General features: G+C 72.6%; 13 protein-coding genes. 9 read left to right on the top strand and 4 right to left on the bottom strand.

Features of this window, described 5'->3' with window-relative positions; translation table 11 throughout:
* Positions 1-141 precede the first annotated feature (141 nt).
* Positions 142-510, top strand: a complete 369-nt coding sequence (locus IIE03_RS10835) for an STAS domain-containing protein (protein ID WP_318842921.1) — start codon at positions 142-144, stop codon at positions 508-510.
* A gap of 163 nt (positions 511-673) precedes the next feature.
* Here IIE03_RS10835 and ppgK read toward each other — a convergent pair whose 3' ends face one another.
* Positions 674-1,429, bottom strand: a complete 756-nt coding sequence (gene ppgK, locus IIE03_RS10840) for a polyphosphate--glucose phosphotransferase (protein ID WP_192862774.1) — start codon at positions 1,427-1,429, stop codon at positions 674-676.
* Between the two features lie 53 nt (positions 1,430-1,482).
* Between ppgK and IIE03_RS10845 the strand changes: the two genes are divergently transcribed.
* Positions 1,483-1,671, top strand: a complete 189-nt coding sequence (locus tag IIE03_RS10845) for an SPOR domain-containing protein (protein WP_192862775.1) — start codon at positions 1,483-1,485, stop codon at positions 1,669-1,671.
* A 130-nt stretch (positions 1,672-1,801) separates the two neighbouring features.
* On the opposite strand, the gene panB is transcribed toward IIE03_RS10845, so the two are convergent.
* Positions 1,802-2,635 carry a 3-methyl-2-oxobutanoate hydroxymethyltransferase gene (panB, locus tag IIE03_RS10850; protein WP_192862776.1) on the bottom strand — a complete coding sequence of 278 codons (834 nt, stop codon included), beginning with the start codon at positions 2,633-2,635 and terminating at the stop codon, positions 1,802-1,804.
* A gap of 49 nt (positions 2,636-2,684) precedes the next feature.
* On the opposite strand from panB, the gene glnA reads away from it, so the two are divergent.
* From glnA to IIE03_RS10865, 3 genes are all read left to right on the top strand, one after another.
* Positions 2,685-4,022 (top strand): type I glutamate--ammonia ligase, encoded by a 1,338-nt coding sequence (gene glnA / locus IIE03_RS10855; protein ID WP_192862777.1) that lies wholly within the window; start codon positions 2,685-2,687, stop codon positions 4,020-4,022.
* A gap of 22 nt (positions 4,023-4,044) precedes the next feature.
* Positions 4,045-7,362 (top strand): bifunctional [glutamine synthetase] adenylyltransferase/[glutamine synthetase]-adenylyl-L-tyrosine phosphorylase, encoded by a 3,318-nt coding sequence (locus tag IIE03_RS10860; RefSeq protein WP_192862778.1) that lies wholly within the window; start codon positions 4,045-4,047, stop codon positions 7,360-7,362.
* Positions 7,363-7,512: 150 nt separating this feature from the next.
* A complete protein-coding gene (locus IIE03_RS10865) occupies positions 7,513-7,983 on the top strand; it encodes a hemerythrin domain-containing protein (protein WP_192862779.1) in 471 nt (156 codons plus the stop codon).
* A 23-nt stretch (positions 7,984-8,006) separates the two neighbouring features.
* Here IIE03_RS10865 and IIE03_RS10870 read toward each other — a convergent pair whose 3' ends face one another.
* Both IIE03_RS10870 and IIE03_RS10875 read right to left on the bottom strand, forming a co-directional pair.
* On the bottom strand, positions 8,007-8,402 hold the full coding sequence (locus IIE03_RS10870; RefSeq protein WP_192862786.1) for a DivIVA domain-containing protein: 396 nt from the start codon (positions 8,400-8,402) through the stop codon (positions 8,007-8,009).
* Positions 8,403-8,435: 33 nt separating this feature from the next.
* Complete coding sequence (locus IIE03_RS10875) at positions 8,436-9,605, bottom strand: endonuclease (protein ID WP_192862780.1); 1,170 nt, start codon at positions 9,603-9,605, stop codon at positions 8,436-8,438.
* A gap of 259 nt (positions 9,606-9,864) precedes the next feature.
* Here IIE03_RS10875 and IIE03_RS10880 point away from each other — a divergent pair, with 259 nt between their 5' ends.
* From IIE03_RS10880 to IIE03_RS10895, 4 genes are all read left to right on the top strand, one after another.
* Positions 9,865-10,284 (top strand): TIGR03668 family PPOX class F420-dependent oxidoreductase, encoded by a 420-nt coding sequence (locus IIE03_RS10880; protein ID WP_192862781.1) that lies wholly within the window; start codon positions 9,865-9,867, stop codon positions 10,282-10,284.
* 70 nt (positions 10,285-10,354) lie between these two features.
* Positions 10,355-10,957 (top strand): thymidine kinase, encoded by a 603-nt coding sequence (locus IIE03_RS10885; protein ID WP_192862782.1) that lies wholly within the window; start codon positions 10,355-10,357, stop codon positions 10,955-10,957.
* 61 nt (positions 10,958-11,018) lie between these two features.
* A complete protein-coding gene (locus IIE03_RS10890; protein ID WP_192862783.1) occupies positions 11,019-11,672 on the top strand; it encodes a hypothetical protein in 654 nt (217 codons plus the stop codon).
* Positions 11,673-12,035: 363 nt separating this feature from the next.
* Positions 12,036-13,022 carry an Asp23/Gls24 family envelope stress response protein gene (locus tag IIE03_RS10895; RefSeq protein WP_192862784.1) on the top strand — a complete coding sequence of 329 codons (987 nt, stop codon included), beginning with the start codon at positions 12,036-12,038 and terminating at the stop codon, positions 13,020-13,022.
* The last annotated feature ends 10 nt before the right edge of the window (positions 13,023-13,032 follow it).

Below are 13,032 nucleotides of genomic sequence, written 5' to 3' on the forward strand. Positions count from 1 at the left end.
CTGTTCCGTTCGCAAAGCGCGCCGCGTAGGATGCCGAATATCGCCACGAGGGTGTGGCGGGATCCAGGGCCGGTCGGGGGGTCGGTCGGCCACGGAATGTCGGTGAGACTCCGGCATGCGCGTGAACAGGGGCGAGAGCAAGTGAAAGATCTGAACCAGCTGTCGACGGCCGGGTCGATCCTTGTCGAGGAAAAGACCGAGGCGACCGTCGTGAAGATGTCCGGCGAGATCGATATCTCGTTGCGGAGCCAGACCGGCGCGGCGCTCCGGCAGGTGCTCGACCGATCCCGGCCGGTCGTCGTCGACACCTCCGGCGTGACGTTCATGGACTCGACAGGGGCGGCGTTCCTGGCGCAGCTCCGGATGTTCGGCTCCGAGGACGGGATTCGCGTCAGCCTCGCGGAGCAGTCGACGGTGGTGCGCAACCTCCTCGAGATGCTCGGCGTCGACGCGATGTTCCGCGACACCCCGATGCGGCCCGCAGCCGCCGGAACGGGGCACGCCATCTGACGGGCCCCTCTGACAGGCCTGTCTGACAGGGGCCGTCCGAGAGGGCCGGCGGACGCCGACCGGGATGCCCGGCCGGCCGTCGTCGACAGGGGTGCGGCGACGGCCGGCGCGCCGGTCTTCACCGCCACGCGCCCGCGGGGCTTCTCGTGCCAGGGGCGCTCGTTCAGCCGCCGTTGTCCGCCGCGAGCGCCGCGGCCCCCACGATGCCGGCCGCGTTGCGCAGGTGCGCGGGGACGATGGGCGCGCGGAGGTGGAGCTTGGGCAGGAACTTGTCGTGCTTCTTGCTGACGCCGCCGCCCACGACGATCAGGTCGGGGGAGAGCAGGTCCTCGACGACGCCGAAGTACCGCTGGAGCCGTTCGGCCCACTCGTCCCAGGAGAGGTCCTCGCGGTCGCGTGCGGAGTCGGCGGCGTGCTTCTCGGCGTCCTGCCCGTCGATCTCGAGGTGGCCGAGCTCGGTGTTGGGCAGCAGGACGCCGTCGGCGAACAGCGCCGATCCGATGCCGGTGCCGAGGGTGCTGACGAGCACGACGCCGTCGGCGTCGCGGGCGGCGCCGTAGCGCACCTCGGCGACGCCCGCGGCGTCGGCGTCGTTCACGGCGACGACGTGGCGTCCGGTGGCGCGGTGCACCAGGGCGGGGACGTCGACGCCCGCCCAGGACTCGTCGAGGTTGGCGATGAACCGCACCGTGCCGTGGTGGATGGGTGCGGGGAAGGCGACGCCGATGGGCGCGTCGTCGGGCAGGTCGTAGGCGTCGACGAGTTCCTGCAGGACCTCCGCGACGGCCTCCGGGGTGGAGGGGCTCGGGGTGGGGATCCGGGTGCGCTCCTCGGCGAACTCGCCGGCGTCCAGGTCGACGGGGGCGCCCTTGATGCCCGAACCGCCGACGTCGATGCCGAACGCGATCTTCTTGCTCATGACTTGCGGGCTCCTGGCGCTTCGTCGGGTCGTCGCTGTGTCAGGATCGTCTCATGGGTGGCGAGGAGAAGTACTGGTACAACACGAAGACGGGCGAGGTCGAGCAGGGGCATCGCTCGTCCTGGACGCACCTGATGGGTCCGTACGCGACGCGTGAGGAGGCCGAGCAGGCGCTGTCGCGTGCCCGGTCCCGCAACGAGGCGTGGGAGGACGAGGACGCCGCCTGGCGCGACAAGGGCTGAGCCCGGACGAGGGCGAGCCCGTGCGGGAGACGTCACCGGTCCGGGGTCGCCGGATGCGCAGCGTGGCGAGGCCGCCCGCAGGCGGGGTACGAGCCGAGGACGGCTGAGCCCGGCGGCTTCGGAAACGCTGCTACTCCAGGAAGGAGTGCGCGTCGTCGGGGAACCTGCCCTTCTTCACCTCGGCGACGTAGTCCTCGGCGGCCTGCTGGAGGGCGCGGCCGAGTTCGGCGTAGCGCTTCGCGAAGCGCGGGGTCCAGTCGGTCATCCCGGCCATGTCGGTCCACACGAGGACCTGCCCGTCGCACTGCGCCCCCGCGCCGATCCCGATCGTGGGGATGCGCAGGATCTCGGTGATCCGCGCGGCGACGTCGACCGGCACCATCTCGAGGACGACGGCGATCGCGCCCGCCTCCTGGACGGCGAGGGCGTCGTCGGCGAGGACCTCGGCGGCCTGGTCGCCGCGGCCCTGGACCCGGTGTCCGCCGAGGGCGTGCTCCGACTGGGGGGTGAATCCGAGGTGTGCCACCACGGGGATACCGGCGTCGGTCAGCGCGCGGATCTGCGCGGCCACGCGGGTGCCGCCCTCGAGCTTCACGGCGGCGACGCCGGTCTCCTTCATCATCCGGACCCCGGTCGCGAGCGCCTGTTCGGGCCCGGCCTCGTAGGAGCCGAACGGGAGGTCCACCACGACGAGCGCGCGCTTCGCGACGGACGCCACGGCACGGGCCGGGGGGATCATGTCGTCCACGGTGACGGGGAGGGTGGTGGTGTGCCCGTGCATCACGTTGCCGATCGAGTCGCCCACGAGCAGCAGGTCGACTCCCGACGCGTCCAGCAGGGCGGCGGTGACGGCGTCGTACGCCGTGAGCATCGTGATCTTCTCGCCGCGCTCCTTCGCGGCGGCGAGGTGGTGCACGCGCACCTTCTTGGCCGACGCGGGCGTCGGCTTGGTGTGGGCTGACATGCCTTGACCGTACACGCACCAGTAACACGGATGAGGCAAGATGGCCCCCATGGACAGGCAGCAAGAGTTCGTGCTCCGCACGGTCGAGGAGCGTGACATCCGGTTCATCCGGCTCTGGTTCACGGACGTGCTCGGCGTGCTCAAGTCGGTGGCCGTGGCTCCGGCGGAACTGGAGTCGGCGTTCACCGAGGGCATCGGGTTCGACGGGTCGGCGATCGAGGGCCTCACGCGGGTCTACGAGGCCGACATGGTGGCGCGCCCCGACCCGACCACCTTCCAGGTGCTGCCGTGGCGGGGTGAGCGGCACGGCACGGGCAGGATGTTCTGCGACATCCTCACGCCCGACGGCGAACCCTCGCTGGCCGATTCCCGGAACGTGCTCAAGCGCCAGCTCGCCCGGTCCGCGGAGGAGGGTTTCACCTTCTACACCCACCCGGAGGTGGAGTTCTACCTGTTCAACCAGCCGAAGTCGGCCGGGGAGCCCCTGGTTCCCGTCGACGACGGCGGCTACTTCGACCATCTCGCCCGCGGCTCCACGCACGACTTCCGCCGTGCCGCGATCACCATGCTGGAGTCCATGGGCATCTCGGTGGAGTTCTCCCACCACGAGGCCGGCCCCGGGCAGAACGAGATCGACCTGCGCTACGCCGACGCCCTCACCACCGCGGACAACCTCATGACGTTCCGCACCGTGGTCAAGGAGGTCGCGCTGGAGCAGGGCGTGTACGCGTCCTTCATGCCCAAGCCGCTCGCGACGCACCCCGGCAGCGGCATGCACACGCACATGTCGCTGTTCGAGGACGACCGCAACGCCTTCCACGAACCGGGCGCCCAGTTCGAGCTGTCCAAGACCGCGCGCCAGTTCATCTCCGGCCTGATGGTGCACGCCGGCGAGATCACCGCCATCACGAACCAGCACGTGAACTCGTACAAGCGGCTGTGGGGCGGCCAGGAGGCGCCGTCGTACATCTCCTGGGGGCACAACAACCGGTCGGCCCTCGTGCGCGTGCCGATGTACAAGCCGGGCAAGGGCAACTCGTCGCGCGTGGAGTACCGCGCGCTCGACTCCGCCGCGAACCCCTACCTCGCGTTCGCCGTCCTCCTCGCGGCCGGCATGAAGGGTATCGAGGAGGGCTACGACCTCATCGAGCACACCGAGGACGCCGTCTGGGACCTCACCTCGGCCGAGCGCCGGTCCCTCGGGATCAAGCCGCTGCCGCGGAACCTGTCCGAGGCGATCGAGGCGATGGAGCAGTCCGAGCTCGTCGCCGAGACCCTCGGCGAGCACGTCTTCCAGTACGTGCTGAGCAACAAGCGCCAGGAATGGGACGCCTACAGCGCCCAGGTGACGCCGTTCGAGCTCGAGCGCTTCCTGCAGGTGCTGTGACCGGTCGGGCTAATCTCGGAACGTGACCAGCCGCCGGCCCCAGACGCTGACCACCCACCTGATCCGGGCGGGCTTCGCCGACCTCACCAGGTCCGCGACACTGTGGAACGACGCCGGCCTGGTCGCCGTCCGTGACGGGGAGGGCGACGAGTCCCTTCCCATCGGGCCGGACGGCCGCGCGGTGGTCCTCAGCGACCGCGCCGGGGCGCTCCTCGCACGTCTCGGCGACACCGCCGACCCCGACCTCGCGCTGCTCCAGCTCACGCGCCTCGCCGGCGCGTCCCCCGACACGCTGCGCAAGGTCCTGTCCGACGACGGCGGCCCGGGCGAGCCCGCCGACGTGGGCGTGCAGGCGGCGGCCACCCCGGCGCGACGGCTGCTGCGGGTGCTCGGCGCGTCGTCGGCCCTCGGCGACGAGCTCGTGCGCCGCCCCGAACTGCTCGACGTGATCGCCGACCCCACGCCCGGCATCCACGTCCCGCCGGCGGAGGTGCGCGCCGAGCTCCTGCGCGCCGTCGACGCCGACCCCGACGCCGAGGTGCCGGTCGCGGGCGAACTCGCCCCGGACGCGGCCGCGCGGGGCGGGGCGGCCCTGGGCGAGACGGGTCCGGGCGGGTCCGGACCGGGCGGCGCACCGGTGGGCGTGGCGGGTGCCGGCGCGTCCGGCGCGGACACGCTCGGACTCGGTCACGGACGGCCGGGCCGCCACCCCGGACCGCCGTCGTACACCGACCAGTTGCGGCGCGCCTACCGGGCGCGGCTGCTGCGGATCCTCGCCACCGACGTCACCGCTCCGGTCGCGACCGCCGCCGTGCCCGCGGTCGCGGCGGCGCTCGCGGACCTGGCCGGGGCGGCGCTCGAGGCGGCGCTGGCCGTGGCGCGGTACGCGACGCCCGGGCACGAGGCGGTGCGGCTCACTGTCATCGGGATGGGCAAGACGGGCGGGCGCGAGCTGAACTACGTCTCGGACGTCGACGTCATCTACGTGGCCGAGCCCGCGACCGGGCCCGACGGCGAGCCGGCCACGGAGGAGGACGCGCTCCGCATGGGCACCCGCCTGGCGACGGCGCTGGCGCGGGTGTGCTCGGGAACGTCGGACGAGCCCCGGCTGTGGGAGGTGGACGCGGCGCTGCGGCCCGAGGGCAAGCAGGGCCCCCTGGTGCGGACCCTGGCCAGCCACGTCGCCTACTACGAGCGCTGGGCGTCCACCTGGGAGTTCCAGGCGCTGCTCAAGGCCCGGCCGGTGGCAGGGGACCGCGCGCTGGGCGACGCGTACGTCGCCGCGCTGTCCCCGATGGTGTGGCAGGCGGCGTCACGGGAGAACTTCGTCGAGGACGCGCGGGCCATGCGCAAGCGGGTCGAGGACAACGTGCCGGCCGCGGAGGCACCGCGGCAGATCAAGCTCGGGCGCGGCGGCCTGCGCGACGTCGAGTTCACCGTCCAGCTCCTGCAGCTCGTGCACGGGCGCACCGACGAGTCGATCCGGTCGGCCACGACGCTGGACGCGCTCGCCGCGCTGGCCGCGGGCGGGTACGTCGGCCGGGCCGAGACCGGGCAGATGACCGAGTGCTACGCGTTCCTGCGCGCGCTGGAGCACCGCATCCAGGTGTTCGGGCTGCGCCGCACCCACCTCATGCCGACCGACGACGCCGACCTGCGCCGGCTCGCCCGCGGGCTCGGCATGCCCGGGGCGGAGGAGCTGACCAAGCGGTGGAAGGCGGTCCGCCGCGAGGTGCGGGACCTGCACGAGGCCGTGTTCTACCGGCCGCTGCTGCCGGCGACGGCGGGCCTGAGCGAGGACGAGATCTCCCTCGCGCCGGAGGCGGCCATGGCACGGTTCGCGGCGATCGGCTACCGCAACCCCGCGGGCGCCATGCGGCACGTCGAGGCGCTGACGGAGGGGGTGTCGCGGCGCGCGGCGATCCAGCGGCAGCTCCTGCCGGTCCTGCTCGGCTGGTTCGCGGACGGCGCCGACCCGGACGCGGGGTTGCTGGCCTTCCGGAAGCTCTCCGATGTGCTCGGATCCACGCACTGGTACCTGCGGCTGCTGCGGGACTCGGAGGTGGCCGCCGAACGGCTGGCGCAGGTGCTCTCCAGCTCCTCCTACCTGGCGGACGCGCTGGCGCGATCGCCGGAATCCGTGAAATGGCTCGGCCGCCCCGAGGCCCTCGAGCCGCTCGGGGCCGAACGGCTCTCCGCGGAGATGGACGCCGTGCTGGGGCGGGCCGAGGAGCCCGCGCCCGCGGCGCAGGCCCTGCGGGCGCTGCGCCGCCGGGAGCTGGCGCGGACCGGCGTCGCGGAGGTGCTGGGCGAGCTCGGCCCGGTGAGCGCGGCGCGGGCGATCTCGGACGCGGCCGACGTCGTGCTCGGGGGCGCGCTGCGCGTGGCGCGGGCCGAGGCCCGGGATGCCTCGGGGATCGCGGCGGGGGCGGAGCCCGCGATCCTCCTGGTGGTGGCGATGGGGCGGCTCGGCGGCCAGGAGATGGGCTACGGGTCCGACGCCGACGTGATGTTCGTGCACTCCCCGGCGTCCGGCGCGGGGGAACGCGAGGCCGGCGAGTTCGCGCTCGCGGTGGCGCGCGAACTGCGGCGGCTGCTGAGCGCCGTCGGGCCGGAACCCCCGCTGCCCGTGGACGCCGACCTGCGGCCGGAGGGGCGCAACGGGCCGCTGGTGCGATCGTTCGCGTCGTACCAGGAGTACTACGAGCGGTGGTCGTCGCCGTGGGAGGCGCAGGCGCTGCTGCGCGCGCGGCCCCTGGGGAAGTGGGCGCCTGCGGGCGGCGCGAGCGGGCCGGAGGCGTGGCTGGCCGACCGGTTCACCGGGCTCGTCGACCCGCTGCGCTACCCGGCCGGAGGGCTGCCGGACGACGTCGTCCGCGAGGTGCGGCGCATCAAGGCCCGCGTCGAGGCCGAGCGGCTGCCGCGGGGCGCCGACCCGGCGCGGCACCTCAAGCTCGGGCGCGGGGGAGTGTCCGACGTCGAGTGGACCGTCCAGCTCCTGCAGCTGCAGCACGCCCACGAGGTGCCCGAGCTGCGGACCACCGGGACGATCCCCGCGCTGTACGCGGCGCGGGACGCGGGGCTGGTGTCGGCGCAGGACGCGACGGAGCTCCGGGAGGCGTGGTTCCTGGCCTCGCGGCTGCGGTCCGCGATCGTGCTGTGGTCCGGGAAGACCACCGGCGCGCAGATCGACCGGCTGCCGCACGGCAGCCAGGACCTGGCCGGCGTGGCCGGGCTGCTGGGCGACGTCGGGACGGGCCCGGAGCTGGAGGAGCTGTACCTGCGCACGGCCCGGCGGGCCCGGGCGGTGATGGAGCGGCTCTTCTACGGCGAGGAATGAGGCCGTGGCCAGGTTGGTCCAGCCCCCTGATCTCCGTGAGTCCGTGTATCCTCGGCGCAGCGTCGCGTGTCGGTGGCAGGCTGTGTCAGGCATGGAGGCGCCGGACCGAGAGGATCACGACGTGAACGTCGCCCTTTCGACCCCCGCCGGATGAGCGGGGGCGACACCACCAGGCTCGTCGCCTGGGCACAGGAACTACGCCGGGTGCACCATCGCCTGCGCGAGGCGCTGCGGGTCACCCGCCGGGCGGTGTCCGACGGCAGCCCGGCACACCCCGCGGCGCGGGAGCTGCTGCTGTTCTGCCACGGCTTCTGCACGGCCCTGACCGGGCATCACGAGGGCGAGGACCGCGCCCTGTTCCCGGCGATCACCGAGCGGCATCCGCAGCTCACCGAGACGATACGGAAGCTGGAAGCGGACCACTCGATGATCGCGTACCTGCTCACCGCGCTGCAGGACGCGGTCGACCGCGCAGCGCCCCCGGAGGAACTGGACCGCCACCTCGAGGGCGTCGCCGCCATCATGGAGTCGCACTTCCGCTACGAGGAACGCGTCCTCCTGGCGGTCCTGGACACCCTCGACCTGGATGCCGACCCCCAAGACGTCCTCGGTCCCCTGTAGCTCGTGGCCGCCTCTCCGAGAGCTCACCTCCGGCCGAAGAGCCACCCCAGGAAGGTCGTGTCCCGCTCGAGGTCCGACGGCGCGGCGGTCGCCGGACCATGAGCAGCCGGTGGCGGTCCGGCGCCCTCCGCAGACGCACCGGAAGACGCCCGCGCGCGCCTCCCGGTGACCGCCGCACGCATCTCGTCCAGGAAACCGTCGACCTCCGCGATGTCGTAGCCCTCACGGAACCTCACGACCCGGAACCGTGCGTCGTCGACCAGCGCGGCGGCCCGTGCCGCCCGGTGCTCGCCCTCCGCCCGTACCGCCCCGGCGAGGCGGTCGAGGAACGCGTCGACCTCGGCGACGTCGTAGCCCTCGCGCAGCCTCGTGCCGGAGAACCTCGCGTCGGCGATGCGGCGGACCAGGTCGTCGGTCATGGCGTCATCCTGCCACTGCCGCGGCCGGCCGCGTCACCAGATCTGGCCGGCCCACTCCGGGTGGTCGATGAACGGGTTCCGGTTGCCCTGCCAGTCGGTGTAGATGATCTCGTTGCGGCGCCGCTCGGTGGCCGAGACAGGGTCGGACGCGTGCCAGTCGAGCAGCACGGAGATCCGCCCGTGCCAGGGCGCCGAGCCGCTGCTCACCGCGTCGTTGAGCTCCAGGTCCACGCCGTCGTCGCCCTCGTACCGCACGGCCATGTAGAAGAGCATCCGCGCGACGTCGCCCTTGACCCGGTCCGGCGGCTCGAACGAGTCGGCGTCGGTGTAGCAGCCGCCGCAGCCCGAGACCGACGAGCCGCCCTCGTCGAAGTCCTTGTTGCCGCGGGTGGAGTTCACCTGGACGTCGCTGGGCCGCAGGTGGTGCAGGTCCGTGCCGGGCCCGGCGGAGGTGCCGAAGTCGCCGTGGCTCTTGGCCCAGGTGTGCTCCCGGTTCCAGTCGCCCACGTTCCCGCCGTTGTCGTCCTTCGAGATCGAGGTGCCGGTGTACAGCTCGATGACGTTGCTCGAGTCGTTCGGGTCCTCGTCGGTCTCGCGCAGCGCGGTCCACACGGTGGAGTAGCTCAGTTCGGCGTGGTCGTCGATGATCCCGTGGAGCGCGGACTTCAGGGCGTTCCCGGTCAGGCCGTCCGCCGCGTCGTAGTACCCGGCCGGTTCGTCACCGCCGGGATCGCTCCCCCCGCCGTCACCGCCGTCGTCCCCACCGTCGACGACGGCGAACGCACTGCCGTTCTTGAGCCCCGGCCGCGAGAAGTAGGTCGTCAGCGTCCCGGTCACGTCGAGGAGCTGGCCCATCCGGCCCGGGTTGGACGCCAGGCCGAAGTCGGCGCGGAAGCCGCTCGGGATCTGGACGTAGAGCATGTCTTCCGTGTCGGTCTCGCCCGGGGCGTCGGCGAGCGCCAGCGCGTAGTCGGTGGGGAAGCCGCTGGTGACCACGGTGCCGGACGAGATGGGCTGCCCGACGACGTACCCCCGCACCGTGGCGGTCGATCCGTCCTGCGTGGCGCGAGCCTGGGCGACGCCGATCGGCGTCGCGGCGCTGCTCGGCGGGGCGGCGCCGAGTGGCGCGACCCCCGCGAGGAGGAGGGAGAAGGAGAGAGCCAGGACCGTGGACAGGGCTGGGCGCCCTCGCAGCTGCCGCATGTATTTCACCCTAGCCAGGGTCGATGGCCCGATGATGACGGTACCGTTAACTCTTCTTGGTCATGGCCGGCGCTCTCAGGGCGGCGCCCGGGTGCGGGGCCTGCCACACGACACGCGGCGACCGCCGTCGGTCCCGGGGCGACCGCCGTCTCACGACCGTGGCGTGACCCGCTGGCGCCGTCGGACCACTACCGCGTCTGCCGGACCACCACCGCGACCGTCGGATCGCCATGTGGTCGCCGATCGCTACCGTGGCGGCATGAGGCTCGACAGCTCGACCTGCCGGGAGCGGCTGAGCGCCGCGAGATCGGCATACCTGGCGACCACGGGAGGCGACCTGGCGCCGCACATCGTCCCGATCGCGTTCGCCGTCCTCGGCGACCGGATCGTCACCGCGGTCGACCGGAAGCCCAAGTCCACGACTGCCCTCCGGCGGCTGCGGAACATCGCGGAGAACCCGAGGGTCGCCGTCCTCCGCGACCACTACTCCGACGACTGGGACCGCCTGTGGTGGGTCCGCGCGGACGGCACGGCCGACGTCGTCGACGACGGACCGGAGTGGTACGACGGCGTCGCGGCCCTGACCGCCCGCTACCCCCAGTACGCCGACGCCCCGCCCCACGGTCCCCTGATCCGCATCACGACAACGCGCTGGACCGGCTGGGCCCACACCGCCTGACCGCCTCGCGCCGAGTTAGGGTTCTGTGCGGCAGGGATCGGCCTGTCGCGGATGGCGGGGAGAGGTATCGGTGGAGCTGTCGCTGGTTCTCGGCCCGATGAAGTCCGGCAAGTCACTCGACCTCATCGCGCAGATGGCGCCGCTGGCGTACTCTCGGCTGAGCTGCGCCGTCGTGCAGTCGGCCCGGCACGTGCGGGACGCCCGAATCGTGTCCCGCACGGGCGCCTCCGTGCCGACGGTCAAGCTGGAGACCCTCGAACCGCTGCTGCACACCACCGAGGACGTCGTCGCCATCGACGAGGTCCACATGTTCACCCCCGCCGACGTCCGCGTCGTCGAGGAGCTGGTGCTGCGCGGCACGCGCGTGCTGGCCTGTGGCATCGACCTCGACCACCGCGGCGAGCTGTTCGCCACCATCCGGGCGCTGCTCGAGCTCGGCCCGACCGACGTGCGCTACCGGCGCGCCGTGTGCGACCGCTGCCAGGACCTGCACGCCGCGTTCACCCAGGTGCTCAGCGACGGCGTGCCGTTCCTCGAGCCCCTGGGCGCCTCGGAACCGCTGCCCGACGACGGCACGTTCACCTACGAGGCGCTGTGCCGGCGCTGCTTCGTCCTGCCGGAGACGGCGATCGTCACCGGCACGTCCGGCGTGCCCCGGCCGCCGCGGACCTGACGCCGATCGCGCGCGGTTGGCAGACCATTTCGCATATGCGAAACTGTCTGTCGTGAGTCTGATGGCTGTGTCCGAGGCTGCCGAGCGCCTCGGAGTCTCCACGCGACAGGTGCAGTACCTCGTCGCACGGGGTGAGGTGCGCCAGCTGGCCCGGGGCATCGTTGACGAGAGCTCGATCGAGCGGTTGCTCGCAGTCAGGCAGGGCTCACACCGCCGGGCGTGGTCCGAGGCCACGGCATGGGGTGCGGTCTCGCTGCTGTCAGGCGGTGACGCCGAGTGGATGGAAAGGACACAACGCTCGCGGCTTGGTGCGCGTCTACGAACTCTCGGCGCCGCCGACCTGGTCGAGCGAGCGCGTAATCGTGCTGTCGTGACTCACTACCGAGCGCACTCCAGCGCAGGGCAGCGCCTTCGCGGCATCCTGGTGTACCCCACCGACGTCGCCGGTCGCCTCGGCCTTGTCGAGACCAACGATATCGACGGCTATCTCGCAACCTCTGATCTCGACGGTGTGGTGCGCCACCACGGCCTCATCCGCGACGACGAGGGCCGTGTCACGCTTCGCGCCACGACGATGGACCTCGCCGTCGTTCGTGAGCTCGCCGATCGAAGTGTCGCCCTGGCCGCGCTCGACCTTGCCGAGTCCCTCGACGTGCGCGAACGCCGGGCCGGCATGGACGATCTCGGCCGCGCGTTGAAGGACTTCCGTGACTGACCGCATCACCATCGCTGCCCGATGAGGCGCGGGAGTGGCGAACGCTCCTCGAACCGTGGCGCACCGACGGCCAGACCGCGTTGCGGATCCTGACGGCGTAACGGACAGGGTGTCGAGGTGCTGGTGTCGTGTGGGCAGGCGCTCAGGCAGGCCCGCCTTCAGGCCCCGATTCACGGTGCGGGACTTGTTGAACCGCGGGCCAATCTCCCGCGAAGAACCGGCGACGACGTCGGCCCGGTCTTGTCACCGGCGGGGTCCGGCATGTATGAACACAGGACCTGTGACCTGCGGCATTGGTCGGATCCCCAGGACGACGCCGTTCGCAGGAACCCGCCGCATCCTCACCGAAGGAGATCTGTCCGCATGGCCGAAGTCAGTAACGACGTCTTCCACCGCCCCAGTGCGTCGCCCAGGCCCACCACCAGCGGCGACGACGGCGCGCCCACATCGGGAACGCCCCTGGCGGTCGCGATCCAGGCGGCCGCGAGCGACACCGTCGAACGTGTCACCAGTGCGCCCGCGGTCCGGGACGCCGTCGTCGTCGACGTCGTCGTCGATGCCGCGGAAGCCGACGCCGGCGAGCCCGACGCGGGCGAGGTCGATGCCGGTGAGCCCAATGCTGGTGAGCCCGACGACGGTGAGGCCGCCGTCGACCATCCCGCCGCCGAGGCCGACGGGACGGGCGTCGCAGATCCGGCCGACACCCTCCCGGCGGATTCCGCGGCGAGCGGCGCGCCGGAGGCCGCTGCGGAGGACGACGCCACGGAAGAGGGCGAGCCCGCGGAAGAAGAGGACTCCACGCCCGGCGTGGCCGAGGGCGCCCAGGACACCGTGGACGCCGAGCCGGCCGATGCGAGCCGGGCCGATGCGAGCCACGATGGAGCAGGCCAGGACGACGCGGAGGAGGAGGCTCCGATGGACGGTACGGAACCGGCCGGGCGGAACATCGACGGCGCCGACGCCGTGGGTGGCGACCAGGACGGCGGCGCGGAGGCGGTGGCGCGGGCCGACGCGGCGGCGCCCAGCGCCGAGACGGGCGCGGCGGGCACGCGTCCGTCAGCGCACCTGCGTGGTGACACCACGGTGAGCGACGGCGTCGTGACGAAGCTCGTCAACGCGGTGGCGGCGAGGGTCGAGGGCGTGCACGCGCTGGACGGCGCCGGAGTGGAGGTCGTCGACGACGTCGCGACGATCACGGTCTCCTTCGTGGCGGAGTACGGAAGCCCCATCAGGCCCGTGGCCACCCGGGTCCGCACCGACGTGATCGAGGCCGCCGAAGGGCTTCTCGACCTCGACGTCGAAGCCGTGCACGTCACCGTCAGCGACCTGCACACGCCCGACCCGGCCTGACGCGCGAGAC

This window comes from Myceligenerans pegani (assembly GCF_014892515.1).
Classification (GTDB): domain Bacteria; phylum Actinomycetota; class Actinomycetes; order Actinomycetales; family Cellulomonadaceae; genus Myceligenerans; species Myceligenerans pegani.